The organism is Paenibacillus sp. FSL E2-0190 (assembly GCF_037992965.1).
GTDB lineage: Bacteria > Bacillota > Bacilli > Paenibacillales > Paenibacillaceae > Paenibacillus_AQ > Paenibacillus_AQ odorifer.
In genome coordinates, this window is the sequence record NZ_CP150306.1 from 4,144,982 (window position 1) to 4,170,629 (window position 25,648).

The 25,648-nt window shown below is 42.9% G+C and carries 21 protein-coding genes; 2 read left to right on the top strand and 19 right to left on the bottom strand.

The annotated features are described in order from the left end of the window. Positions 1 to 76: 76 nt before the first annotated feature. The 14 genes from NST25_RS18190 to NST25_RS18255 form a co-directional block, all read right to left on the bottom strand. Positions 77 to 2,308 carry a helix-turn-helix domain-containing protein gene (locus NST25_RS18190; RefSeq protein WP_312149784.1) on the bottom strand — a complete coding sequence of 744 codons (2,232 nt, stop codon included), beginning with the start codon at positions 2,306 to 2,308 and terminating at the stop codon, positions 77 to 79. Positions 2,309 to 2,531: 223 nt separating this feature from the next. Then, entirely contained in the window at positions 2,532 to 3,149 is a 618-nt protein-coding gene (locus tag NST25_RS18195) for a glycerol-3-phosphate acyltransferase (RefSeq protein ID WP_312149786.1), read from the bottom strand. Continuing rightward, a complete protein-coding gene (locus NST25_RS18200) occupies positions 3,149 to 4,240 on the bottom strand; it encodes a glycosyltransferase family 2 protein (RefSeq protein ID WP_340392118.1) in 1,092 nt (363 codons plus the stop codon). The genes NST25_RS18195 and NST25_RS18200 overlap by 1 nt, the downstream gene beginning before the upstream one ends. Before the next feature lie 65 nt (positions 4,241 to 4,305). Continuing rightward, the gene (locus NST25_RS18205; RefSeq protein ID WP_076129845.1) at positions 4,306 to 5,508 is read right to left on the bottom strand and encodes an MFS transporter; all 1,203 of its coding nucleotides are present in this window, start codon (positions 5,506 to 5,508) and stop codon (positions 4,306 to 4,308) included. Between the two features lie 10 nt (positions 5,509 to 5,518). Then, complete coding sequence (locus NST25_RS18210; protein ID WP_340392121.1) at positions 5,519 to 6,556, bottom strand: ROK family protein; 1,038 nt, start codon at positions 6,554 to 6,556, stop codon at positions 5,519 to 5,521. 186 nt (positions 6,557 to 6,742) lie between these two features. Further along, a complete protein-coding gene (locus NST25_RS18215) occupies positions 6,743 to 7,258 on the bottom strand; it encodes a GNAT family N-acetyltransferase (RefSeq protein WP_076182468.1) in 516 nt (171 codons plus the stop codon). Positions 7,259 to 7,260: 2 nt separating this feature from the next. Continuing rightward, on the bottom strand, positions 7,261 to 8,463 hold the full coding sequence (locus NST25_RS18220; RefSeq protein WP_339187491.1) for a Gfo/Idh/MocA family oxidoreductase: 1,203 nt from the start codon (positions 8,461 to 8,463) through the stop codon (positions 7,261 to 7,263). Further along, entirely contained in the window at positions 8,460 to 9,320 is an 861-nt protein-coding gene (locus NST25_RS18225) for a metallophosphoesterase (RefSeq protein WP_339187493.1), read from the bottom strand. Before NST25_RS18225 ends, NST25_RS18220 begins: the two co-directional genes overlap by 4 nt. 12 nt (positions 9,321 to 9,332) lie before the next feature. After that, positions 9,333 to 10,241: a carbohydrate ABC transporter permease gene (locus NST25_RS18230; RefSeq protein ID WP_340392122.1), complete on the bottom strand. Its 909-nt coding sequence runs from the start codon at positions 10,239 to 10,241 to the stop codon at positions 9,333 to 9,335. Positions 10,242 to 10,253: 12 nt separating this feature from the next. Then, a complete protein-coding gene (locus NST25_RS18235) occupies positions 10,254 to 11,144 on the bottom strand; it encodes a sugar ABC transporter permease (protein WP_076307238.1) in 891 nt (296 codons plus the stop codon). A 104-nt stretch (positions 11,145 to 11,248) separates the two neighbouring features. Further along, positions 11,249 to 12,625: an ABC transporter substrate-binding protein gene (locus NST25_RS18240; protein ID WP_076190979.1), complete on the bottom strand. Its 1,377-nt coding sequence runs from the start codon at positions 12,623 to 12,625 to the stop codon at positions 11,249 to 11,251. Between the two features lie 33 nt (positions 12,626 to 12,658). Next, complete coding sequence (locus NST25_RS18245) at positions 12,659 to 13,546, bottom strand: hypothetical protein (RefSeq protein WP_340392126.1); 888 nt, start codon at positions 13,544 to 13,546, stop codon at positions 12,659 to 12,661. A 138-nt stretch (positions 13,547 to 13,684) separates the two neighbouring features. Beyond that, positions 13,685 to 14,539 (bottom strand): AraC family transcriptional regulator, encoded by an 855-nt coding sequence (locus tag NST25_RS18250; protein ID WP_076129836.1) that lies wholly within the window; start codon positions 14,537 to 14,539, stop codon positions 13,685 to 13,687. A 184-nt stretch (positions 14,540 to 14,723) separates the two neighbouring features. Beyond that, the gene (locus NST25_RS18255; protein WP_076129861.1) at positions 14,724 to 16,835 is read right to left on the bottom strand and encodes a glycoside hydrolase family 52 protein; all 2,112 of its coding nucleotides are present in this window, start codon (positions 16,833 to 16,835) and stop codon (positions 14,724 to 14,726) included. Positions 16,836 to 17,008: 173 nt separating this feature from the next. Here NST25_RS18255 and NST25_RS18260 point away from each other — a divergent pair, with 173 nt between their 5' ends. Then, the gene (locus tag NST25_RS18260; protein ID WP_340392130.1) at positions 17,009 to 17,923 is read left to right on the top strand and encodes a helix-turn-helix transcriptional regulator; all 915 of its coding nucleotides are present in this window, start codon (positions 17,009 to 17,011) and stop codon (positions 17,921 to 17,923) included. A 78-nt stretch (positions 17,924 to 18,001) separates the two neighbouring features. Here the strand turns inward: NST25_RS18260 and NST25_RS18265 are convergent, their stop codons facing one another. The 5 genes from NST25_RS18265 to NST25_RS18285 form a co-directional block, all read right to left on the bottom strand. After that, positions 18,002 to 18,838: a carbohydrate ABC transporter permease gene (locus tag NST25_RS18265; protein WP_175619013.1), complete on the bottom strand. Its 837-nt coding sequence runs from the start codon at positions 18,836 to 18,838 to the stop codon at positions 18,002 to 18,004. A gap of 1 nt (position 18,839) precedes the next feature. After that, entirely contained in the window at positions 18,840 to 19,778 is a 939-nt protein-coding gene (locus NST25_RS18270) for a sugar ABC transporter permease (protein ID WP_076129834.1), read from the bottom strand. Between the two features lie 83 nt (positions 19,779 to 19,861). Beyond that, the gene (locus NST25_RS18275) at positions 19,862 to 21,211 is read right to left on the bottom strand and encodes an extracellular solute-binding protein (RefSeq protein WP_076190970.1); all 1,350 of its coding nucleotides are present in this window, start codon (positions 21,209 to 21,211) and stop codon (positions 19,862 to 19,864) included. Positions 21,212 to 21,413: 202 nt separating this feature from the next. After that, positions 21,414 to 23,195 (bottom strand): sensor histidine kinase, encoded by a 1,782-nt coding sequence (locus NST25_RS18280; RefSeq protein ID WP_076182507.1) that lies wholly within the window; start codon positions 23,193 to 23,195, stop codon positions 21,414 to 21,416. A 32-nt stretch (positions 23,196 to 23,227) separates the two neighbouring features. Next, the gene (locus NST25_RS18285) at positions 23,228 to 24,829 is read right to left on the bottom strand and encodes a response regulator (protein ID WP_076190964.1); all 1,602 of its coding nucleotides are present in this window, start codon (positions 24,827 to 24,829) and stop codon (positions 23,228 to 23,230) included. Positions 24,830 to 25,108: 279 nt separating this feature from the next. On the opposite strand from NST25_RS18285, the gene NST25_RS18290 reads away from it, so the two are divergent. Next, positions 25,109 to 25,591, top strand: a complete 483-nt coding sequence (locus NST25_RS18290) for a MarR family transcriptional regulator (protein WP_076304451.1) — start codon at positions 25,109 to 25,111, stop codon at positions 25,589 to 25,591. Positions 25,592 to 25,648: the final 57 nt, after the last annotated feature.

A 25,648-nucleotide genomic window follows, 5' to 3' on the forward strand; every position in this document is an offset into this window, starting at 1 on the left:
GTATTGGGGCTATAATTTTTCGAACAAAAGAAAAGACAATCGCGAGACGATTGCCTTTTCCACATGGATTGGAGAATTATGCACTTGAATGGTTCGAATGGTTTGCATTGCCTGCGTTCCTATACTGGACCGGTGTAACTCCGTAACGTGTTTTGAATTTGTTGTGAAAATATTGCGGGTTACGATAACCCACCTGAGCAGAAATCTCAGCCACCGACAGCTGCTTTTTTTCTCTTAATAAATCAGCCGCCTTCTCCAACCGCACTCGGGTTACATATTCAGTGAACGATTCATTCATAACGGTTCCGAACAAGGTAGAAATATACGATGGCGCCAACGAAGCAACCTCAGATAATTTATTTAGCGATAAATCCTCTTGAATATTATCATCGATAAAGATTTTTAATTTATGAATGATCTCTGTATGTGCGTGATTTCCTGACTCTTGAATATAAGCTGTAATTTGTGCCGATAAATCACGAATGGAATCAAGGGTTTCGGCCAATGTCTCCTTTTTGAACTCATCGAACAGACTGGAAGGCGAAACGATTTGTTGCAGATCAAGCTCAATAATGGTCTGATACAGGACCGTAACCAACTGAAGCAGGCCTAACTCAACCGTCTCCAATTGGACATCACCTTTCTCCATGACCCTTTGGAAATCGTCCATAAACCTGTTCATCGTAACGTCATTGCCCGCCTTTAAGGCATTTTTATAAAGATCAAAAGAGAATAAGTGTGGTGTAACATCGTTAAGCGGGATATGTGAATACCGCGCAATAGCTTCCGAACCATAGATAAACCGATATCGATAGGCATGTAAGGCATTTTGATACGAAAAGGGGATTTCTTCAGGTGCCTGAACCTTCGATCCAAGCGCTGCTCCAAAGTGTAGTTGCTCAGGCAACACATTTTTTATAAGCTCCAGTTCCTTCAATAATAAAAGCTCCAGCTCTTCGTGATCCTTATTCAACTCACTGAAATAGATAAGCGCCGCTTCCTGGGTATTTAAGCTGACGAATTTATAAAAGCTATAAGCAGCATGCTGTTCATAAAAAGCCCTGAATTCCTCGCAATCTCCCTTAGTTATACGAATATAGCTACTCATGTAATGACATTGCAAAGGTAAATAATCGTAGTAATCCGAGCCAACGCCTGCACCTAATACCAGATTTTTTAGTTCATTCACTTTAGCTTTAGATTCTAAGGTTTCGATTTTTTGACCTAGCTTTGAGATTGTACTACCAATAATAGCGAATTCATTTTGCGAATAGTTTACGGTGCCTGGATGATAAAAGCTGCGAACATTGTTAACAAGCTTCTTCATCGGAACATATACACGTTTGGAAATCAAATAAGCGAATAGAAGCCCAATTAACAATACCAGGATACAGCTGACAAATATTTGGCTCTTCAGCTGCTTTGATGAGGATACAAATGAATTCATAGGCCGTATTAATACGTATTTCCATTGATTATTCGAGGTTTGGTCATTTTTAAAAGACAACACATATTTGTCGCGTTTATTATAATGAATTTCCTTATTATTCCCTGCTGACTCCATCCATTGCTTAGCAGTCTTAAGCCCCTCTTCGACGTTCGAGCCCGTATGGATAATAGGGCTGCCCTTTTCATCAAAAGCATATAGCTTTTCCATCGGCGAGCTCATCGTGCTGGAAATCATTTTATTGATGTATTCTAAGCTAACGTCAATGTACATGGTGCCGGTTGATGTTTTTGATAAAGCACCATAGGGAAGGGCGATTGCGTAAGTCAACACCTCTTCTTCATCCGATAACGTTCTATATGTCCAGCGGTTTAAGGCTGGTGTCACTGAAGTTTTCAAGAAGGAAGCATCTGGAGAATTGTCCAGCTTCGAATAAAATTGGCTGTTATCGATGATATAATTTCCTTTCTCGAAGTATGTGGATATTTTGTAAACGCCTTCATTAGTAAGCTTGAAAATTTCGAGATCCTTGCGAAAAGCTAATATTCTGCTCGTATTGCCTTCCCATTCACTATCCAGTAAATAATTCAGCATAGATTGATTTTCTAACGACAAGGTAGACACTGCTCGGTTGCGGATACTGTTTTCGTATTTTTGCAGCAGCGTATTCTCCACAAAATCACTTGAAGTCATCAGTCGTTGCTTACTGTCTCTGGCAATCTCATCCACCATTAAGCGATTAGCCTGAACATACAGATAACTGCCCACAAGTCCGATTAAAACAACGGCTAATAATGTGAATGAAAAAATCAGATGGGTAAACCATGTGCCTCCATTTCTTACTCTGCCGCCGATCTTCATCACAAGCCCCCCTTTAGTTCATAACCCTATCTCTGTAACTTTCTAAATTGAAAGCATTTATAATTAAAGATACTAAAATGCACCAACTTTAGCCATTATAAAATCTTCTGTTTAAAGATAACGCATCTTATAAAACCGAAAAAAACAGGCTTCCCCGAAATTAATCGCTGGAAACCTGTTTATTAACCTATACAAAACATCTATCGCGACAAAGAAAGTAACTTCAATGCCCCCGCTCCCTTTTTGAATATTCCTTCACCCATGCAATCCATTCTAACCTGTGCGTATACATAAGGATCACAAAGCTCCCAAACCATACCCACAGGATAGGAGCAGACCACTTACTGATGCACAAATAAACAAAAAGGAGCAGCATTCCGCTAACCACTTGCACACCATCCGAGACAGGTGAATTCCCTCTGCTTTTGTACCCGCTGCCGAGCACTTTCAACACTGCCAGGATAACTGCTAATGCTAAAGAGGCCTTGAATCCTGTCAACGCGCTCCATACCCCAAAGGTTACGGCGATCGCCTTCCCTCCTTTTCCTTTAAGAAATGGAGAGAAGGCATGACCGGCAATAGGAGCTAAGGCTAGCGGAATAATGAAATAACCCTGACTATAATGACTTTCCATTACCCATAAAAGAGGCAAATATCCTTTTAAAAAATCCAACAACACCCCAAAAATTCCGAATTTATAGCCAGATGACTTCCAGAGATTCAAAGCCCCCGGATTACCGTCGCCAATGTCTTTCAAGTTCTTTTTACGCGCAAGAGCAAGCCAATAGGAAAACATAAAAGATCCCGACAAAAATAAACCCGCGACCCACAATATGATCATTAGTCCCTAGGGCCTCCCACCTGGATCTGCCTTCCTTTCCAGCTTACATGCCTCAGAAAAACAACCTGATAAATCGAATACAACATGATCAAGATAAAGAAAACAGTTGCCACCACGTGAAATACAGGAATAACGATGCCAAATACACCTACATATTTTATAAAATAAAAGAGCTGGAACATATAAAGGAGATAACCGATCAATAAAGGCATATACCATGAAGTATTCGCAAAAATAAACACAGTTTCTGAGATGATGAGTCCGATCACCCAAAGCGCGATTGGAATAATTGTCCGCGGGCTTAACGTTGAGGTGCTTAAGACAGCCCCTTTACTGAAGCCTTCAATCTCACTTTTTATCCCCTTCGGATACATACGAAAAGATACTAAGCCATAACCGATAAAATTTCTAATGGGAACACCTGCAGCGATAAACTTCTCTCCTAAAGACAAATCATCCAGCACTTCAGATCTAATGCTTTGATGGCCATTAACTTTTTCATAATCCTGCCTTAAAGCTAGAATACACGAACCGTATAATCCTTTTTTAGCGTTATTCTTTTCAAAAACAGAGGTGAATGTGAAGATCCCCAGCATATTCATGATTAAGGCAAGTTTCTCAAACAGCTTTTCTGTATGATGAAAAGGAACTACCGAAATGACACCTTTCGATAGCTCCCTTGCTTTTAATAATGAGGCCAGAGCGTTAGGCTTTAACCGGATATCTGCATCCAGAAAAGCAAAAATATCGCCCGAGGCTTGTAAATACCCATTCCAGACTGCCCAGCTCTTGCCCGTCCATCCCTCAGGGAGACTGCTGTTGGCAATAACCTTAACTCCATAGCTTTCGGCAATTTTCTTGGTCCGATCCTCCGAGAAATCATCCACAACAATAATTTCATAGGGGGCAATGGTTTGGAGCTGGAGTGAGTCGAGCAGAAAACGCAAATTGTATTCTTCATTTCTTGCGGGGATGATGATGGACAATTTCTCCGGTCCTTGAAAATGTTCGGGATGGGCGGCCAATAAATTCTTTCTAAACAATATAAAACCGGAGAGACATCCAACACCTATAATAATTAACAACCACATTTACAGCTCCCCCCTCCTATAGCTATATATATGAAGGGTTAGTCCGTAATATATTCAATTCAAACTTAACCGACATTTACTTTTGCTGAGTATTGATTTAGCTTTTCTGTACACAAGAGCATAACGATGGCGAAAAAAACGATCATCGCAGGAAAAATACCCAGCGTGAATTTCGAAGCTAATAAGCCGATAAAAGGCGGCATCAGCGTGGTGCCGGTATAAGCTGTTGCCATCTGAAAGCCCATAATCGACTGAGCATGTTTCTTCCCGAATCGTACAGGGGTTTCATGAAGCATACACGGAAAAATGGGGGCTAACCCTAAACCTATAATCATAAATCCTACAAGTGAAACTATAGTTGGAAGCGGCAATACTAACAGCACCGTACCGATTAAAGCAATGAGCTGGCCATATCGAATTAGCTGTTTATTACTCATTTTAAAAGTAATGAAACCCGTCACCATTCTACCAAAGGTAATCCCTAGATAAAAAAATGATACCCATGTCGCTGCAGTTGATGCAGGAATGTCTTTAATGTTTACAAGAAAGCTGCTCCCCCATAAGCCCATACTCGTTTCGATGGCAGAATAAAATAAAAAGGTTAACATTGCTAGCTTTACCCCTCTTAATTTCCATGGTTTTGTGTTCTCTGCGGCATGCTCTAGCTCCGGATGGTTGAACTCAGGATCACTTTCAGCATTCGGGTGGTTATTGCTCCCAGCCACTCTATCCCATAAGGGCAGTGTAACGAATAGAATAATGACTAAGCTCAATTGTATGTAAGCAACCGTAAGATAACCTTGCCGCCATAGACCTTCTCCAGAGATAAAAGAGCCCATAATAATAGGACCCAGCGTGGCGCCCACTCCCCAGAAACAGTGTAACCAACTCATATGATGGGCTTTATAATGCGTAGCCACATAACTATTTAATCCGGCATCTACAGATCCTGCACCTAAACCAAGTGGAATTGCAGCAATAATTAACCAGACTAACGAAGGTGACCCTGCAAAACCAAGCAACGCTACAGCAGTCATGATACAGCTAATAAGAGTTACTTTCCCTGTACCAAAACGTTTAAGGATAACACCACTCATTAAACTGGACACAATTGTCCCTACTGCAATAACCATCGAAAGAATTCCAGCAGTACCTAATGAAGCATTTAAGTCCATTCTCATCACTGGCCAAGCGGAGCCAAGCAATGAATCCGGCAAGCCTAAACTAATAAATGCTAAATAAATAATAATAAGAAAAAAAGTTGCCATAGTTATCTCCTTAATTGTTCTCATCTATTTGTTGTGAAACTAATAAGCCTAATCCAAGACTTTGTAATCCATTCAGATAATCACGTTTCAAGTTACTTACCGCTAACGCTGGAAGATGCTCCTTCGGAACGTATGTTGCACTCCGTTCATAGATTTGATTAAGCATGGCTGGAGCTAATTCATCCTCACAAAAAATAATATAATGCGGATTCAAAATAGAAGTCATAGTAGCCACTAATCGACTAATCGCATCCACACTATGATTCGACTGCATATTTGATCCACCAGGATCTCCAGTTAATGCCTCTATGAAATTTTTATGATCATATTGTGGCAAAAATTGAACTTCTCCTGAAAAAAACGTCTTTCCTCGCACGATTTCACCATTAACCGCGATCCCAGCCCCCGGACCATTTTTCCCTAAATACAGATACATTAGAGATATATTCTCTTTCAAATTTCGTTGCGTCATATAGCCGATTACAGCGGCATTCATATCATTTTCCACGATTGTCGGAATAGATAGTTGATCTTCTATGTGTCTTTTCAAATCTAAATTCTGATATTTCTCATAACCCGGAATCAGAAAAATCTGCCCATGATTCACCGCACCTGGAACTCCAATAGCCACAGAATGGATTTTAGGATTGGCCTTTTTTTCATCTTCAATAAGCATGACCAGTTTACTAACATCTTCCTCAAGAATACTGGGCAAACTCCCTTCTTTGATTACCTCCCCAATGCAATTATAGATGGTATAATTGGTTTCATTTTTTTCCAAAAAAACAGCCATCCCTAACCGATAATTCGGATTATAGGTGTATCTTATTGCCCTTCTTCCCCCACTTGACTCATCCAGACCGCTGACCGTTATTTCCCCTGCCTCTTCCATCTGCATTAGAAATTTACTTATCGTTGGGAAACTGTATTGCAATTTATGGCTTAACTCTGCCTTCGTTGCTTTTCCTAGTTCTAATAATGCTGTTCGAATACTTCGGATAATTTCAGATTTCATTTGCTGTGAAGGAAGTCGTTTCTCACTCGCCATGGCTCTCCCACTCTCTCACCTATAGTCATACTGACTTATTAAACGCGTTTAATAAGTCAGTATGACTATAGCAGCAATTAAACCTAACGACAAGTTAATTCTTGAATCAAGCTCCTTCAGTAGGTGCAAGAATGAAATAAGGAGGCGTATAGCCCCCCTAATCCCTAGCATTAATCATTATCAAAATCAAAGCCTTTGCAGGATTCGCTCCCACCTTCCAGGATGACTATCGTCTAAGTACACCGGCTGAAATCCTAATTTCAAATAAATACGGATGGCGGGCAGTCTGAAATCATCGGTCTCTAAAGAGGCTGCCGCTCCACCTGATTCTCTTATTTTGTGCAAAACAGCAAGACTTACAGCATAACCGAGGCCTTTGCCAGAATATTCCGGAAGCACTCCAACCATATGCAAGTACCAGCGCTTAGGGTCTCCACTGCTTAATTCCCAGGCCGTAGCTGTCGCTACAGGCTGATCCCCGCGGCAAATGAACAACAAGCGATCCGAATACAAGGGTACATGATCACTGATTTTATCTACGAATTTAACTTCTCTCGTAAAAGAATGACGGATAAGATCCTCCCAATTTCGCTCGTCCTCCGGCTGGAAGGACGTAAGCCGATACCCAGCGGGGCAATGAAAAGCAGGCAAGTCGGACAGCATTTCTTTTTTCATTACAAGTTTGGAAAGCGCCTGTTCCACCGTCAAATTCTCACCATCGATCTAAAATCAGGAAAAGCTATAACTTTCCCACCCATCTCTACAGATTCCATAGATAATGTAAACACAGAGCTCCAAGTAACGGCATCATATACGTCCACCGAAGGGGTGCGATCCTCCTGAATCGCGGAAATGAATTCCTCAAGCACCATAAAATCACCTCCGCCATGTTTCGTCCCAGCAGCGTATTCGCCCCATTTTTTCCATGTTGGATGATCATAAAGTGGCTGATAGCTGCTTAACGGCTCCCACAATTCCTCTCCATTCTCTATATTTTTGGGCGAAAGATTCCTGAACCAGATCAAATCTTCCTCTTGCTGATGGCGGCCCGTAATATACGCCCCTTCAGTTCCTTGCAGCAAATAATGAGTTTTATTATGAGGTCGTACAGAGCTCCAGTCTACACGCAGCTCAATCAGTACACCCTTTTCCGTTTGGATGACCGCAACCGCACTGTCGCCTTGCCGCCAGAAACCTTCACGCGCTGCCGGATGATCTTTTCCATAATGCTCTCCAAAATAATATTGTAAGGATCTTGATTTAGAAACAAAAGTCGAGATGCTTTTTAATCGATCTCCATCAGGCTTTTTGAGATTAATCCATTGGGCAACTGGACCTATAGAATGCGTCGGATAATTGATCCCGTTATAATGCTGATGTAATTGCCCCCGCCAAGTCAGAGATCCATCCGGATGATGAGTCAAGTGACGTAAATCATGGATGTATCCGCCTTCCAGATAAGTAATTTCACCGAACATGCCTTGATCCGCCATATGTTTAATCGTCAGATTGGAGCGCGAGAAGCAGTAATTTTCAGACATCATATATTTAAGTCCAGTTTGTTCAACAGTTTCGATAAGCTCCCAAGCTTCCTCTAAAGATTGGATCGAAATCACTTCGCTTAGGACATGCTTACCCGCTTTTAAAGCATCAATAGATTGTCTGGCATGCAAATGCATGGGGCTTAAGATAAACACCGCATCAATTGCCGAATCTTTTAACATTTCATGATAATCCCGATACGTTCGGATGTCCGGAAATTTCTCTTTCCATTGATTAAGCACCCACTCATTCAAGTCACAAGTGGCGGTCAGATGTATCCGATCCGATAGAGAGTATAGTGCATTCATAAAACTGGCCCCGCGATTCCCGCCTACGATGGCTAATCTTACTGGCTGGCGATTCATTGCTGGTCCACCTGCTTTCTGTCCCTTTGAAGTCGATTGATGATTAGTTCCTGATCTCTCGCCTCCCCTTCAGCCTGCGGATATTTTTCATAATCAAAAATGCTGAGGGTAAATAATGAAGACCATTTACTTAATTGCTCGCTCGCCAGACTCACCATCTCTAACCGGATCTCATCTTCAAGCACAGTGAGAATTCGAGCAGCAGGAATATCCAGAATGGAGGCCGTTTGAATGAAATGCCAGTTTTCTTGTCTAACGATAGAATGCACATGATTATGCCCGTTGAAATAGAAACCCACACCTTGCCATTGCTTCAATATCGGCCAAATATCCAAGCTGGGATCCAGTGACATCATTGGCTCAGTTGATCTAGCCGTCGTATTATACAAGGGATGATGGCCAAAGACGAATAGTGGCTTATCTGTAGTCCGCTTCATTTGTGCTTCGAGCCAGGCTAACTGTTCATCATCAAGCGTTCCGCTCCAATCGTCACGATTTTCCCGTGCGGTATCCAGCAATATAATGATCGCATGGGTCTCTTCAATCACACTGTATCGCTGCTGCCGGGTGACGGAAAGGATTTCTTGCTTAGGATAAGTGTACGTATCATGATTGCCAAGAACATGTAGAAAACGCCTGGAATGCTTGCTGTCCTTAATCTTACCCATGATATAATTAAATTCGCTAAATTCTCCTGCATGCACCATATCTCCCACAGAAATATGATAATCGGCTGGGATGGACAAAAATAGATTCATAAATTGCTCGTAAAAAGCATCTCGTGCCTCTTTAATCAAAACCTTGTTGTTTAACAATTCGTCCGGATAATGTAAGTCTCCGATAATCGCCAGCCTCATAAATGCCTCCTCCTAACCTTTAATGCCAGAGCTCATAAAACTACCTATCACTTGCCGTTGGAACAATAAAAATCCAATCATTAAGGGTGCCGAGACAATCAGCGTAGCCGCGCAGACATCAGACCACTGTGCGCCTGATTCCGTGGCTTTTGCGAACATGGCCAATCCTACAGTTAACAAGCGATTTTCCTCTGAATTGGTTACAATTAACGGCCACAAGAAATCATTCCAATGAAAGCTGACCGACACGATGGCAAAGGACACATAAATCGGGCGTGACAGTGGGACATAGATTCTGGAAAGAATATGCAGCCGTGAGGCGCCTTCCACCCGGGCAGCTTCATCGAGCTCATAGGGTAATTGCTTAAAGGATTGTCTTAAGAGAAACACTCCAAAGGAGGAGGCAAAGTAAGGCAGCATAATCCCCAGCTTGGTATCCAGCAGACCCATTTCGTTCAACACCTGATAGTTGGAAAAGATAAGAACATCCGGCGGCACCATAATTTGCACCAAAAATAACAGGAACAGCAGCTCTTTTCCAAAGAAACGTACCCGTGCGAACGCATAAGCAGCCATTGTCATCGTAACGAGTTGCACAGCTAGCACAACACCGCACACCAGCAATGTATTCATTAAAAATCGTCCAAAAGGCGCTCCATTCCAGACATGAATCAAATTCTCGAACGTAAAGCCCCAAGACCAGCCCGAATCGATAGCGACGTCTTTAGGTAAAAAAGCCGTTCTGACCACCCATAGGAAGGGAATGATCCAGACCGCGGCAAAAGTAAATCCAACAACATGCCACAGTATCTGCTGGATTCGGCGCTTCGTTTTTTCTAAGTTCAACATGCGCTCCTCTTCTAAAGCTTTACGTGTATTCTGCCTTAATACTAAGTGCAGCTTTAATGGATTATCCTCCACGGATTCCACCTCCTATTCATAATGAATTTTCCGATCCCAGCCAAAAAACTGCAAAGAGGAAATCAGGAGCAGCAACACGATCATGACCACCGTCATCGATGCGGCCATTCCTTGATCGTAGAAATTAAAAGTGGACTCGTAGATATAATAAAGCAGCAGGTTGCTTGCATTGTTCGGGCCGCCTTTTGTCATAATCCAGAGATGGTCAACCAGCTTAAAGGAATTCGTTATCGCCACAACAGCCACGAACAGCGTAGTTGGCATCGTAAGCGGAATTGTAATTCTACGGATGGAGGTGAACGTACCAACTCCGCTTACTGCAGCCGCTTCATATAAATCCTTAGGAATCTGCTGCATTCCTGCTAAATAAAAAATCATAAAATATCCGGCTTCTTTCCAAATCATCATGATGACTAATGCGCCCATCACCGTATTAGGTGTTCCCAGCAAATTCACAGGCTGATCTGCGATCCAAGAAGCCAGTCTGGCGAAAAGACCAAAATGAGGGGTATACAGAAACAACCAAATGTTCGCCACCGCGATCATTGGGATCATATTCGGATAGAAAAAGGAAAGACGTGCCAGTCCCCGCCCTTTTATCGCTTTGTCGGCAAACAGTGCCATCAAGAAAGCCAAAACTATTGAGGTTGGTACTGTGCCAAGAGCGAACCATATATTGTTACTGAACACCTTCAAAAAAACATGGTCATGCAATAGATTAGCGTAATTCTCAAATCCTACGAACAAAGGCTCAGGAGTTGCTAAGTTTTTCTCATAAAAGCTGAGCCAAAGCGATTTAAACATAGGGTAATAAGTAAACAAGCAAAGAAAGAGCAGCGAAGGCAACACAAGTCCCCAGCCGAATCCGTTTCGTCTAAGCCTCTCACTCCATCCGGCATTCATACCATTCAATCCTTCCCTGTTAAAGGTTTCTAAGATTATTGAATAATGGAATGACGCCAGAACATGCTACCAAGGCTGTCCTGGCGTACCCCATACCTTAATAATTACTTATTGAAGGGAGCTAGTGCCTGATCTGCTTCTGCTTGCGCTTTTTTGAGCGCACCTGCGGCATCAATCTCTCCTGCCAATGCCGCTTGAATCTGATTCGTTATTGCCGTCGATACTTTACCATGATTATGAGTGGATAATTCCCGGAACGCATATTCCAGCTGGTTTCTTGCAACCAATGCTTGCGGGAAATCCGCCGTATATTTCTTCATTGCATCTGTATCATATGCGGATTTTCTTACGCCAACATAACCGGATGAGCTGCTGAAGAGGGCCGCCTGTTCCGAAGCCGTCATGTATTTGGCGAATTCCCAAGCTGCAGCTTGTTTTTCAGGAGAGCTGTCCTTGAAAATATACAGATTACCGCCACCAGTGGGTGATCCAAATTGCTTTTGTGCAGGTGGGAACGCTACACCGAATTCGAATTTCGCATTATTTTTTACATTGGTTAAATTGCCGCTTGTATGCATCATCATGGCTGTTTTACCTTGAATGAAATCCGTTGGAACCGTAGCCCAATCAATAACACCTTCCGGCATCGCCTTATATTTATGGGATAAATCCAACCAGAATTGCAATGCCTCCACATTCTCCGGTGTATCAAACATCGCTTTTTTGCCATCGGAAGACATTATGTTTTGCTTCGGATCAGAAGCATTTTGCCGAGCAAGCATTTGAAACATCCAATACGAATCATCATTGCCCGGAATTTCCAGCCCAACGTGACCGTCTTTGTTCAGCTTCTTAGCATAGGTTACAAGCTCATCCCATGTAGTGGGTGGTTTCTCTGGATCAAGTCCTGCGGCTTTGAACATTTCTTTGTTGTAATACATAACAATCGTACTTCGCTGAAAGGGCAGGCTGTACGTTTTACCTTCAGACTGAGTATCCTCCACAAAGGCGGGATAAAAGTCTTCCATTTGAATGTCCTTGTCCTTCGCAATATAATCATCCAGCGGAACAATCGCATTCATATCGAGCATGCTGTATAGCTCTGTTGACATCATGACCGCGACATCCGGTGGCTGCTTGGCTTGTACACCCGCTTGGATTTTTACGGTATTATCTCCGTAATTGCCTGTATACACGGGATTAACTTTAATCTCTGGGTGCTGTTCCATGAATGTATTAGCCATCCCATCGATTACTTTAGTAAGAGGACCCCCCACATTAACCGGATAATAAAAGGTAATCTCCACCGGCTTAGTAGCTGGAGTCTCTGTGGATTCAGGAGTTGCTGCGATTGCTGTAGGCTGAGCGTTATTAGCTTTCGCTTTGGCTTCAACTGTACTGTTATTGGCTTGACCGCAGCCCGCTACTGCCAACATCGAAATGGATAATAACGTTAGAATGGTTTTGGATTGCTTTAGCATTTCTGTTAGCCCCTTTTTTCGCTTGGATTTGAATTAGAATGCATAATGGCGAAAGTTCACACTAATACGATTTGAGCCTACATCAAGAATATGAAGCTGGGCACCATCAGCGGTGGGCAATACAGCAATTCCTTGAGCTTCTGTACCACTAGGCAGATTGCGATCAAAGGCCACAGATACGTTTCCAGTCTCTGGATCAATCTGGTAAACCGTTTGGGTCGCGTTATCCGTAGAGGCATATAGAATACCGTTGTACACTTCGGCACCTTGAATTCGATCAATGCTTTGGGAAAGTGGAACGGTTGTGATTACATGCATATCGTCGAGGCTAAGGACATTCAAGACGCTTGCATTACTCCACTGAGCTGTATAAACCTGACCGCGAGCGGCATCCACCGCTACCCATGGTACACCGCCAATATGCAAATTCAGCGGCAAAGCATAGGATGTGCCCGTATATTTCAAAGTGTTCACATCATAAAGGGCAATGTAAGGATGCTGATAGTTTTTGCCGTCTTCAATAGGAGCGTATATTTTACCGTTATAGTAGGAAATATCACCAATATGGTCTCCACCTTGGGAGGCAATCTCCAGTGGAATAGCCAATTCATTCCGTGCTTTTACGGATTTTCCATCAAGTCCAGTCCGTAAGAGCCCATACGAGGAATTAAAGATCAATGAATTCCCGTCTGTAGCCACCCCTTGTCCTCTTTCAAGAGCATCTAGTACCCAAAAGGTTTGCTTGGATACTTCATGCCATCCAGCAGTGATCATTGAAGCTGAAGTTGACTCTGCGCTGGACTCTACCTCGGTGTTTACTAGGTTATCCGGTCCGACAGGTGTGGCAGATGCTACTAAAGATAAAGAACTGGTCGTAAGTACCCCCGCGCAAATCAGACTGAATAATCTTTTTAATCTCATGTTTTCTCTCCTCCTAATAAGGTTGTAGTTCGGCATTTGTACGCCTTACTTCAACCTTATTATAGGAGCTGGCTGCAGCTCTCTAATTGAACAAAACACTTCATTCCTTGAATAAAACTCTCATTTACAAGAATAAAATTAATAAACCATATGATTAGGCTTGGAGGCGCTTTGATTCGCATACAGCTTTGGGGTTAGGCCGGTTTCTCGTTTGAACAATCTAGTAAAATGTCCTTGATCAGCGAAACCCACCTGAGACGCAATTTCCTTCAACCCAATTTTCCCGGAACGAATAAGAAATTTAGAACGTTCGATTCGCAGCCGGATTAAATAGTTATGGGGGGTATACCCTGTCTGTTGTTTAAAAATCCGAATAAAATGTGATTGGCTCATATTAGCCATGGTTGCGAGATCAGTCAGTTGAATCTCATCTTCCAACCGCTCACGCATAAATTGAATGACCTGAAATATCTCTTGGTTGGCGGGCGTTTTACTGTTTGAGTGCAGGGGGATCACAGAAGAATAGTGTTGTAACAAATGAATAATTAACATATTCGATAAAGAGTCGCTGTATATTTTCCCTTTGGCACCGCCATTCTGCAATTCCTCCAGCATCCAAAGCCCTAATTGCAGCAGCTTGGAATCCTTGACATGAAATTTGCGGTCCAATTGGATATGTCCTTCCTTCAGATAACCTGATTCACGAGCAATCTCTTCGATGACCGCTGGTGTAATTTCAATTTTCAAAAAATAGAGCGAGGTTCTGCCCCAAGGACAAAGAAGGCTCTCATTACAAGGGGTAATATGAATGGTGTAATAGTTTTCGTAGTAGGCTGTGCAGTGAATCCCAATTAAATATTTCGACTCCGAGGATGGGGTGAAAGCTTGCTGCGGGCTATACCATTGTGAAACCTGAAGCTTATCCCAACCATAAGTATCGCTTGCAAGAACAGGCTGGGTAGTGGTAAAGGACGATTCTTCCATTTCTCTCATATTTCATCCCCCTTTTCCCCTCAATATAACAAGCCTATATACGCTCCGCGTCAATGAGCTGTAAAAGCTATATTAATTTCCTCTCAGCTTCGAAAGGTGTATACTTCGAAACAGCAAAAAAGAGGGGTAGCCCCCTCTTAGTATTTATGCATATTCCGTTTCTACTTATTGAAACTATCTATTCTTATTTCTCATCCAACCACAAAATCGCTGTAACGCCACGCGGATAATATTTACTGCCCGTGATCTCACCGGAAATAATCTGATCGCTCCAGCTCCAAATCGACAACTCCGGATGGGTAAGCCAAGCTACGTGAGCACGATCCGCTGCCGCTCCCCGTTCCTCCCATTCCAGTCCCAGAATGCTGCGGGCGATGAATTGGGAGAGATAGATTTTACTGAGCCAGCTATTATTGCTGGTTGAAGAGATTTTCCAGCCTCCGTCTTCGAATAAGCATACTCCCGGCTGTAACACCGCATGCAGATGCTTGTCGAGTGCGCCAATATAGGCGGCGAACCGTCCATTACGATCAAGAGCTTCTTTGCAGCCTGTAAAGTAAGGGAAGACAAGGCCTTCGATAGCCGGAATGATCTTGGAGTCATTGCCTTCTCCAATGACAGCCGGAATATACCCGTCTGCTGTAACACTTGCCACCATTGTTGCGGCGCATTTTTCAGCCTGATCCCCTGCTGTTTTGGACTGTTCCGCACGCCCATGCTCTGCAAATATTTTCTCCATAGCCAAGTAAGCAGCCCAGCATTTTCCTGCCAGATAAATATTGTTACGAGCCTGACCTAAAGACACATCCAGACTGTCATACGTAGTAATTTCGGCTCCGCCCATCGTACGTGAGCTATCAAGCCCCATGACACCATTTCTTTGTTCAGGATCTGGATGATCGCGATTTACCATGCTATCCAGGCATTTCTCCATAATACTCAGATTACGTTCCATCCAGCCGCGGTCGCCTGTATGCTCTGCATAAGTTGCTGCACTCAGCACCCAGTTAACCAATTGTTCATGTGTCATATGTGAGAAACAACCATCAATGCCATAGACCTCATAAGCAGAATATCCCGGACGTGAAACTACGTTGGCTACACCCATATCATGTGTGAAGCTAATTCCACCTGGATACTCTGTATCCTCACCCGGGAAACGCACCGTATCTTCGTAACTGAATCTTTCCACGAACATATCTAGTTCATTACGTACAGTCCAAGGATTCAAACGCAGCTCATAAAATAACTGATCGACGGTAAGATCAAAGGTATTCATCATCCGGTATTCGCCTTCGTTGACGATCCAAAATGGCTTATTCTTGTAGTCCAGCAATTGCGTGGAGCCATAATAACTACGAATCGCATGCGCTAACATAAAGGTTTGATCTGCGGATAGGTCATCATGAGTAAATCTATCGTTAGCTTGCTCCGCTTCTTGCTTAAGGATATCAAATCTAGCTAATGCATATTCAGCCACTGCCTCTATATTGTTGAAATAATGATTGTAGTAATAAGAAGCATCAATTCCTGAGGTGATATAACCTGAACGGTGAAAACAAATAGCAAAGCGGTAAATTTCTTTTACTCCGGCTGGAACATCCATGATCAAAGCGCCGACTCGTCCCAGTCCAAAGGTCCAATTCTCCTGCAGCTCCTCCGTTAGAATATCCTCCATCGTGAAATGCAGTGCGGACTTTGCAGTTCCTTTTTCCGCAGCAATCGCAATAAATCTTCCTTGGCCAACGCCTGTAATCTCCGATGATACATCATCCAGTCTTCTCATTCCGCTATACACATCTGTTCCCTGAAAACCAAAGAATGCACGGCGCGAGGTGGCGGATGAGGAGTTGTCCACTTCGAGTTCAACCAGCACTGCAGGCAGCAGCACATCCTTCATTTCTTCTATAGAGGCAGTTTCTGGATCCGGTACAGAACGAACGGGGGACAGAATCCGGAAGGTCAAATCACCCGCACTCCAGCTGTCTGTGGCTACATGAAAATCTCTGGAAATCTCATTCTCTTGAAAAGGGAACAGAATATTCTCCTTATCAGGATTAGGATCCGGATTCTCAATATCATAACGTTTGCTTTCGTCCTCACCCCCGATTTCATGAAATGGCAGTGTATCATATCCCTTCCCGTCAGCACGTTCTAATCCTATGAATATATTTTGTCTAGGTGGTTTTCCAATCTCCAGATCGAAACCTCCACTAGCTCCTTTGAATCCTAAAGTGAAACTCGCAAATGCACCAATCGGTGAATGATGGGCATTAAAAAATTGATTATGCGCCATAAATAATAACACTCCTTCCAGCATGGTCCCGGATACCTCCGGGCTATATCTCCATGTTATCGATCTTTCCGGAAGTACAACAGGGTTAAAGCCTTCTTTTATTTGGGCAAATCAAACATCGATAAAAACATATGTTATAATGAAGCCAAACTTTACAGTAAAAGAGGATTGAAATGATCTCGAATGATCCCGCTTTTCATAATTCTATTGATGGCCAGATGTCTCCAGACATCCAAGCGGCTTTCCATATCTTCGCCGCGCATTGGAGAAAAGTAAATCCGGATTGGCAATATCCCGTACACACTCATCCTATGTTTGAGATTAACGTTGTACTGCAGGGTGAGCAACATATGACGGTCGGCAATAAATCTTTTATCCAGCAAAGCGGTGATATTTTGTTCATTCGTCCCGGTGTAGAACATAGCAGCCTCGGTTCGAATGCTAGTCGTGACATGACTTATTACTGCCTACATTTTGATATTGATGATCTGATTTTACGGCGAGCTTTATTAACAGCAGACGCTGTTAGTCTAAGTGGCAATACCCCGGAGCTGCGAGCCATTCGTTCCGCTCTAGATGTCATCATAAATTCTTCCATCCTGTCAGAGTCAAAGGACTCACACAGAAATCGCCTGATTACATTGCATGCTTCGCTGCAACTTCTAACCGCGCTCAGCGGCTGGGTACTTTCGGAGATGCCCCTCCTGGCAGATACAGAAGCTACGGAAAATACCGTCGCCTTAGCTAACGCCATCGAAGGATTGCTGCAAGGATCTGTCTCCTCTGCTGCAAGCACAGGCGAAAGAGGCGGCGGTATTGAGCACATTGCGGCAAAACTCGGATACAGTACAACTCACTGCAATCGTGTTTTCCACCAAATTTATGGCATGTCGCCAAGACAATATTTATCCCGCTTGATCATTCGTCACGCCAAACTGCTGCTAATGGATAATAGTCTATCTGTCGAATCGGTTGCCCACCGGCTAGGATATCGGGATGTGTCCCATTTCAGCAAGCAATTCAAACGCTGGACAGGTCTCCCGCCAATGGGCTACCGCCGTTTAACCGCGAATCCAAATACGCTTTAGTGATTGTTTCCCATACAAAAAAAAGGGATGTACCCCGCAGCCCACTAAGTGATTACAGGATATATCCCTTTTTATGAATTAACCCTTCGTTGCACCAGACGCAATTCCCTTAACAAAATACTTCTGCAAGGCGATAAACACAATCAGCACAGGCACAACCGACATTGCTGTTCCTGCAAAAATCATATCCCAACGTGAGGAGAATTCTCCGATATAACGGTAAATTTCCACGACCATAGTTTTAGCCTGTCCTGAAGGCAATACCAGCATCGGCATCAGGAAATCATTCCAGATTCCAAGTCCGTTTAAGACCACCATACTGGCTGTGACGGGTCCTAGCAGCGGGAAAACAATTTTCCAAAATATCGCATAACGAGAACATCCGTCGATCTCTGCCGCTTCTTCAATTTCTCTAGGAATGCCTTTGACAAAGCTTGTATACAGCAGACATCCAAAGCCCACCGCACCGGCTACATAAATTAGAATTGGACCGGCAAGGCTGCCGTATAACCCCAGCATTCTAAGCTCTTTAAACAGAGGAATCATATACGCCTGAAAAGGGATCATCATTCCTGCTAAAAAGTAAACGAACATGAACCGGGTCCATCTGGCATTTCTGCGTTCAATTGCGTAGCCCGCCATCGGAATAATCAAGACCTGTGCCGCAATAGAAAATGCTGTCAAAATCAGACTATTCAGAATAGCCCTTGGAAACTCTGTTTCAGTTAACAGATATTTAAAGCTGTCCAGATAAAGGGTTTTCGGAAAAGCAATGGCATCCTTCATAATCTCTGCATTACTCTTGAAGGCTGACATCAAATTAAAGAAAATAGGAAAGAAAAAGATAATAGCCACTAATAATGTAACAATGAAAAGTGCGATTTGCCCAACTCTTTTGCGTGTCTGCATCGTCATCTTAGAGCTGCACCTCCCGCTTCTGGAGAACCTTCACTTGGAAGACTGTAATGATGAGTATGATTAAGAACAAGACCATCGCCAGCGCAGTACCAAAACCTTGTCTTAATTCACCAAACCCAACCTTATAAATAATATAAGTTAATGTCTCCGTCTCAAAGCCCGGACCACCATCAGTCATGACGGCAATCTGATCAAAAATCTTCAAGGCGCTGATCATCGATAATACCATACATACAGTCATTGACCCCGCAAGCAGCGGAAAGGTAATATGCCGGAACTGTTGCCAGCCCCCTGCTCCATCAATACTGGCCGCCTCATTCAATTCCTGCGGAATACCTTGCAATCCAGCGAGATAAATGATCATATAATACCCCGCGCCTTTCCAAACGGTAGACAAAATAATCGACAGCATCGCATATTTAGGATTGCCCAACCAATCCACAATCCAGGTTCCAAGCCCAACAGACTCCAGAATCTGATTAAATACACCAAAGTTGTAATTCAGGATCATCGCCCAGACGAAACCCATTACGATCCCACTAAGCAATGTAGGGAAATAAAATACACTTCTGAATAAATTCCGGAACCAGCGTACCTTATCGACCATCATAGCCATTGCAATTGCTGCAATATTCTCTAGAACAACAAGTGAAATGGTCATGATCATCGTATTTTTCAGTGCGTTATGCACCCTTGGACTATTCCAAATTTCCACAAAGTTAGCGAAGCCGATATACCTTACGTTGTCGCTAATGCCATCCCATGAGGTGAAGCTTAAATAGACACTGCCTACCGTAGGGACGATAACGAACAAGGTGTACAAAATAAATGATGGTAATATGAACAGCAGAGCGTAGGACTGCCATTTTTTCTTTTTCTTTTTGTGCTGCACAGTGCCTATCAATGACTTGTCAGCATTTACTGCGGATGTAGCCATGGCTACTCTCCCTCCCTTAAAGACCGCGCTTGTTAAAAAGAGAACCTCTGCAGCAGCAGAGGTTGCTCGATCAGGCGCTGCTCTTACATCTGATTAGCTTTCACTTGGTTGTCATACTCTGTATCCGCATCTTTCATGTACTTTGCTACATCTCCATCTTTTACCACGAGATCCTGCAACAGCTTGTAGTACCAGTTACGGAATTGTGGAGGGATTAGATTGTCTCCCCACCAGTTATTGATCGCCAACGATTTCACTACATTCGGGTCAGCAATAAGATCCAAAGCCACCTGCATTTGTTCACTTGTGTCATAGGTTACTTTCTCTTTTGTTGAAGGAATCGCATTTATCGTTGCTAAATAGTTCGAATACTGTTCTGGGGCGAAGAAGAAACGGATAAAGTCTTTGATGGCTTCTGTTTTGTCTGCATCCTTAGCGGCTTCAGCCGATAAAGACCAGCCTGCAGGTGACGGAAGACCTATGACATTGATTTTCCCTTCACGGTCAGGAAGAGCATAGAAGCCAAATTCAAAGTTCGGGTCTGCTTCAGCGATTTGTGTAAACATCCACGTACCGGAGTACAATTGTGCTGCTTTGCCAGAAACAAGAATCGAAGCGGTCTGATTGTCGCCCGTGCTGAGCCAACCTTTATCGACATAATTCTTGAACAATTCTTTGAAGTCCGTTATGCCTTGAACTACATTAGCATCAGTGAAGCTGACCGTTTTAGCGGTACGTTTGGAGTTCCAATCTGCATCTTTCGAGTAGACCTCATCAATCAGGAATTTGTTAACCCAAAAGCCCATATGGAAAATATCTTTTCCGCCTACTACAATCGGAGTAATGCCTGATGTTTTCAATTTTTCTTGGATGGCGATGAATTCGTCATAGGTTTTTGGAAGCTCGGTGATCCCTGCATCCGCATATGCTTTTTTGCTGTAGATAATCCCTTGGGGAGCGTTCACTTGCAGCGGTGCGTTCCACACCTTACCATCCACTTGTGGAGGGGCTTCGAACAAATCTAGCAGATCGGAAGGCAGCTCTACAATCTTACCCGCATCGGCAAAAACTTCTGTATCCCGCATTTCCACCAGGTCCGGGAATTCACCCACAGCATCCTTGGTTTTCAGCCAGTCAAGATAGGCAGCGGATGAAGTTTCGCTCAAATCTTTAATAGTGACATTCGGATTAGCTGCAGTAAACTTTTTGACCGTATCTGAGATAGCTTTTTTGGTGGCCGGATCTCCGGAGGCGTAACCTATCGTAAAGCTAACCTCTTTTTTGGTCTCTTGCGGTGTATTTGAAGGCGTCTCGGATGCTGGCGTATTAGTTGCCTTACTTCCTGCATTATTATTATTTCCACCGCAAGCAGTCAAAACTGTTGTTGTGGCAAGTAACAATACGGATAGTTTCATCATTGTTTTTTTGTACATATCATAATAGCCTCCCCTTTTAGTGAACCGTGGAAACTGAAGCAAGATGTGCGCATCATCTCTCGAAAGCGTTTCCGTTGCTAATAGAATAGCATTCCTTATAAATAGTTAGAATGAACTTTTTTAAGCGGGATATGCGGTGAATTTAAGAATAAGTAAAAAAAGAACGAAAGACCGCAGTCTTCCGTTCATCGTCTATCCTTTACGCATTCTCCGAATCCGAGATTTTATACGGATCCTCTACAATCGGAAGCAACAATAGAATTGATGTCCCAATATGCTCACGGCTGCTGATAGATACCCCGTATTCTGCACCGTACACTGTACGAATTCGTTCATGTACATTTTTTAGTCCAACATTTTTGCTAGGCGAACTAGGCTCTTCCAAGGTTTCAGCCAACTGCTGTACCTTTTCCTTGCTCATACCGATTCCATCATCATAGATCGTAACCAACAGCATTTCATCTTTCTTTTCGATCGTCAATCCAACTGTCCCTCTGCCTTGACTGCGTAAGCCATGCTGGATAGCATTTTCAACTATCGGCTGAAGTGACAATTTCAGAATGTACCAGTTCAGATCCACTTCGGGTGAGAGATCGACTACAAGCTCAAATTTATTCTCATACCGCACAGAGATAATATAGAAATAATCCCGTAGATGCTCCAGCTCCTGTCGTATGCTTACCCTGTCCTCTCCATAGTCGATTACATATTTCAACTGGTTAGAGAGTGATAAAATCATATCTGCGACCTCATCATTATCTTTATCCACCGCATTCATTCGAATGACTTCCAGGGTGTTGTATAAATAATGCGGACGAATCTGACTCTTCAGAGCATTTAACTCCGTTTGCTTCTGCTTGATCTGGGCAACGTAAGCTTCATCGATATAGGCTTGTAAACGCTCGACCATTCGGTTAAAACCATGGCTAAGTCTACCCATTTCATCATTGCTGTTCACGACCATCTGGGTATCCAAATTACCGGATTCTACGATAGCCATTTGCTTAATTAAGTTCCGAATCGGAGCAGCCAGCCGCCTAGAGAACCAGACGCCCATGATGATCATTGCAATCGCACAAATAAACATCGCTATAAACACCGTCGTACGGGCTGAAAAAAGCTGATCGAATAAATTTGCTCGATGAATTCTGGCAGTCACCGTGCCTTTAAGAAAAGGAATCTCTTCACTGAGAACGATCATCTCCTCGTCCTTTTTAGCCCGAAAAGCCTCTCCATTCGCTGACCTTGTCTCATTCGTGAAATATACATTTCCGTCGCCATCCAGCAGAAATAATTCATCCTGTCCCCCCAGATTTAATTCTCTGAAGAACTGATTAAATAACGAAACATCCACATCCATAAACAAGGTCCCAACTATCTTGGGATCTTTGGTGACACGCCCGGAAATATCAATTAAAGTACGGCCGATGGTGAACACACTGCGCTTTGAACCTGTATAATATTCTTCGGAATGGGTAGGGAAAATTGCCACTTGTGAAGGATTTGGAGCCATTTTAGTTAACCACTCTTGATAAGGCAGCAAATCAAAATTGACCCCTCTGTTTTCTTTTTCCTGATAGTAGAGCTTATCGTCTGACTCCCTATGAAAATAAACACTGGTGATGTAGGAATCACTGTAGAGAACTGTTTTTAGAAAGGTTTCAATAGGAATCGTATTGATCTGCTCCAGCTCATTTACATTATAGGTTTGATTCTGCGAATAACTCTCGATAAAACCTTCATATCGTCCCGTATACATCAGCTTAGAGACCTCATTGTACTGATTAAAGGCTGAATTCAGGTTATAGCTCATATATAGCACCATTTGCTGCAAATTGCTTGTTGTGTAACGCTCGACATATCCGGAAAACGTCTGCACAGAAATGTAGCTAAGTGCAAAAAGCGGAATTAGGCCGACTAATAAAAAGGAAGCGGAGAATTTAACAAATATACTTTTGGATCTTCGGCCCCAGATAAACATGAATGAAGGCATCCCCTTTGCTATCCATCTGACTATTGGCTTTTGAAGGATTGCTTATATTCTTGTGGCAGCTTGCCATATTTCTTCTTAAACATATCGCTAAAATGCCGGGCATTGTTGTAGCCTACACTATCGGCAATCTCATAAACCATCATATCGCTTTGCAGCAATAAACGAAGGGCATGATTCATCCTCACCTCAGTGACATAATTCTTAAAGTTCTGTCCGGTATGTTTTTTGAAAAAGCTGCTGAAATAATAGGAATTCATAAACATCATCCCTGCCATAGATTCCAGTGTAATATTTTCTGGATAATGCTCCTCAATATAAGCCTTCACCTGGGATAGCTGCTTCAGTTCCTTACTGCCCATGCGACTGCCAATTTGCCCGGACATTTTGCTCAAAAGCACACGGAAATCTTCCTCCACCTCTTGGAAGGTAGAATAATTAGCCAATCGTTCAAGAATCGGATTTGTATCCTGAAGTGATGGACCTGCCTCCACACCGAATTGAATAAGCTCTTGTTCAAGCTGCAAGAATGTATTGTATACGGTAGAAACGGCTTGGTTTCTATTCCCGCCTGCCGTCTGCCGAATCGTCTGAAATAATCGCAGGCACTCTTGCTCAATTTGTTCTTTGTGTTGTAATTTCATGGCAATCCCAAGGGCGGACTGGATTTCATGCAGCGGAGCTTGAATCAATGATTCACTCTCATACCTGCTCTCTTTAACAGGAATCACACGATTAGGCCCTGTAAAATATTTATAATTTAGCGCTTTCAAAGCTTGGCGATAAGATTCATCAGCATCATCCATACCGTCAACAGGATTGCCTACCCCAAGAGTCACCTTTAATTTCAGAAAACTTGTAATTTTGTCATGGAGGTCTAAGGCAATTCTCGCTGGTTCCTCAGCATATTCATGCTGGAGCAGGATACAAAAACGTTCCCCTTTACGGAACATATAGCTATTATCGCTTTGCTCCACGGTTTCTTTAATAATGTTAGACAGTGCAAAATCAATTAGCTTACGTTCGCGTTCTTCCCATCTGGAAGGCTGCCCCGACGACTCGTCCGTCTCTACCAAACAAATACTGACGTAGCGACTTAGCGCAATAATCCCCATATCAAGTAAGGTGTCTGCTGTTCCCTTATTGCCGTCCGTCAGCTTGTCGAGCAATTCTTCGATCGTTAATCTGCGGTTTCTCTGTTCATAATGGTTCAGCTTCTCTTTGTTGCGCTCGCCTTCTGTTTCTTGACGAATAAGGGAGACGGCTTTGCTCACAACCTGTTCCAGCTGATTTTTGTTCACGGGCTTCACCAAATAATCCAGCGCACCATATTGCAGTGCTTGACGGGCATACGTAAACTCCTGATAAGCGCTTATAAAAATAACCTTCACCGCTCTGCCAGCTTCATGAATTTCGCGGATGATATCAATCCCTGTATATCCTGGCATGCTTATATCACTAATAATCAGATCAGGATCACAATCCTCGATCTGTTGTTTCAGCTCAATTCCATCACTGGCCTCTCCAACAATGGTGAGTCCAAGCTTCTCCCATGAAATCAGTTTTTTTAGGCCTCGCAAAATCACCGGTTCATCATCTGCGAGCAGTACCCGAATACTCTTCATTATGCAGTCCTCCTACCTTAGAGAAATCATCCCACAGCTGTCCAATCATCTTAATCTTATGATAACAGACAAACAATCTTTGGTGCAGCTTCAAGCGGATGAACTTTCTTAAGAAGAAACCGCAGTTTCTTAAGAATATTATATCTACGCTTGTTACTACTCACCTGTTATTTTTATCTAAAGTTCAATGAAACAAACTATCCTCAACTTTAATATTGTTGAAATAGAAACAAAAAATCAATATAATTTGTTAATGTAAGAGCGCTGGGAGGACAGGCCATGAACAAAGAAGATCAGGTCATGATGGGTTTCAGGGACGTATATAACAAGATGGTTTGGCTTAATAAGGATAAGATGGAAGACAGTCTTAAGGGTTATAAACCTTCTGAAGTACATTGCATCGAATACATTGAAAAAAATGCAGATTCCAACGTCACAAAACTTGCAGAGTCCTTTTATATGACTCGCGGTGCCATAAGTAAATTAACTAAGAAGCTCATCCAAAAGGGCCTCATCGAAAGCTACCAAAAATCGGATAACAAAAAAGAAATCTATTTTAAGCTTACTGAGCAAGGGAAAGTAATTTATAAAATCCATGAGGACCTACACAAAGAGTTCCAAGAGCGGGATAAAGCCGTATTTGAGCAGGTAACTGAGGAGCAATTTGACAGTATGCTTAGCTTCGTAGAAAAGTATAGTAGGCATTTGGATGCAGAAATAAAGAAACAGGGTATAGATTTTAATCCGAATAAATTCGAATAATGAAAATGAAACTCCATGCAGCCGGGCTCTTATGAGAAAGGCTGCATTTTTATGGTC

What these genes read in the sequence shown, in the direction of transcription:
- NST25_RS18200 (WP_340392118.1), bottom strand. Translation starts at nt 4,240, where the DNA reads ATGTGGTTGTTAATTATTATAGGTGTTGGATGTCTCTCCGGTTTTATA.
- NST25_RS18260 (WP_340392130.1), top strand. Translation starts at nt 17,009, where the DNA reads ATGATCTCGAATGATCCCGCTTTTCATAATTCTATTGATGGCCAGATG.
- NST25_RS18225 (WP_339187493.1), bottom strand. Translation starts at nt 9,320, where the DNA reads ATGAGGCTGGCGATTATCGGAGACTTACATTATCCGGACGAATTGTTA.
- NST25_RS18235 (WP_076307238.1), bottom strand. Translation starts at nt 11,144, where the DNA reads ATGAATGCCGGATGGAGTGAGAGGCTTAGACGAAACGGATTCGGCTGG.
- NST25_RS18210 (WP_340392121.1), bottom strand. Translation starts at nt 6,556, where the DNA reads ATGGCGAGTGAGAAACGACTTCCTTCACAGCAAATGAAATCTGAAATT.
- NST25_RS18190 (WP_312149784.1), bottom strand. Translation starts at nt 2,308, where the DNA reads ATGAAGATCGGCGGCAGAGTAAGAAATGGAGGCACATGGTTTACCCAT.
- NST25_RS18280 (WP_076182507.1), bottom strand. Translation starts at nt 23,195, where the DNA reads ATGTTTATCTGGGGCCGAAGATCCAAAAGTATATTTGTTAAATTCTCC.
- NST25_RS18265 (WP_175619013.1), bottom strand. Translation starts at nt 18,838, where the DNA reads ATGACGATGCAGACACGCAAAAGAGTTGGGCAAATCGCACTTTTCATT.
- NST25_RS18205 (WP_076129845.1), bottom strand. Translation starts at nt 5,508, where the DNA reads ATGGCAACTTTTTTTCTTATTATTATTTATTTAGCATTTATTAGTTTA.
- NST25_RS18250 (WP_076129836.1), bottom strand. Translation starts at nt 14,539, where the DNA reads ATGAGAGAAATGGAAGAATCGTCCTTTACCACTACCCAGCCTGTTCTT.
- NST25_RS18195 (WP_312149786.1), bottom strand. Translation starts at nt 3,149, where the DNA reads ATGATCATATTGTGGGTCGCGGGTTTATTTTTGTCGGGATCTTTTATG.
- NST25_RS18220 (WP_339187491.1), bottom strand. Translation starts at nt 8,463, where the DNA reads ATGAATCGCCAGCCAGTAAGATTAGCCATCGTAGGCGGGAATCGCGGG.
- NST25_RS18290 (WP_076304451.1), top strand. Translation starts at nt 25,109, where the DNA reads ATGAACAAAGAAGATCAGGTCATGATGGGTTTCAGGGACGTATATAAC.
- NST25_RS18240 (WP_076190979.1), bottom strand. Translation starts at nt 12,625, where the DNA reads ATGCTAAAGCAATCCAAAACCATTCTAACGTTATTATCCATTTCGATG.
- NST25_RS18285 (WP_076190964.1), bottom strand. Translation starts at nt 24,829, where the DNA reads ATGAAGAGTATTCGGGTACTGCTCGCAGATGATGAACCGGTGATTTTG.
- NST25_RS18245 (WP_340392126.1), bottom strand. Translation starts at nt 13,546, where the DNA reads ATGAGATTAAAAAGATTATTCAGTCTGATTTGCGCGGGGGTACTTACG.
- NST25_RS18275 (WP_076190970.1), bottom strand. Translation starts at nt 21,211, where the DNA reads ATGTACAAAAAAACAATGATGAAACTATCCGTATTGTTACTTGCCACA.
- NST25_RS18255 (WP_076129861.1), bottom strand. Translation starts at nt 16,835, where the DNA reads ATGGCGCATAATCAATTTTTTAATGCCCATCATTCACCGATTGGTGCA.
- NST25_RS18270 (WP_076129834.1), bottom strand. Translation starts at nt 19,778, where the DNA reads ATGGCTACATCCGCAGTAAATGCTGACAAGTCATTGATAGGCACTGTG.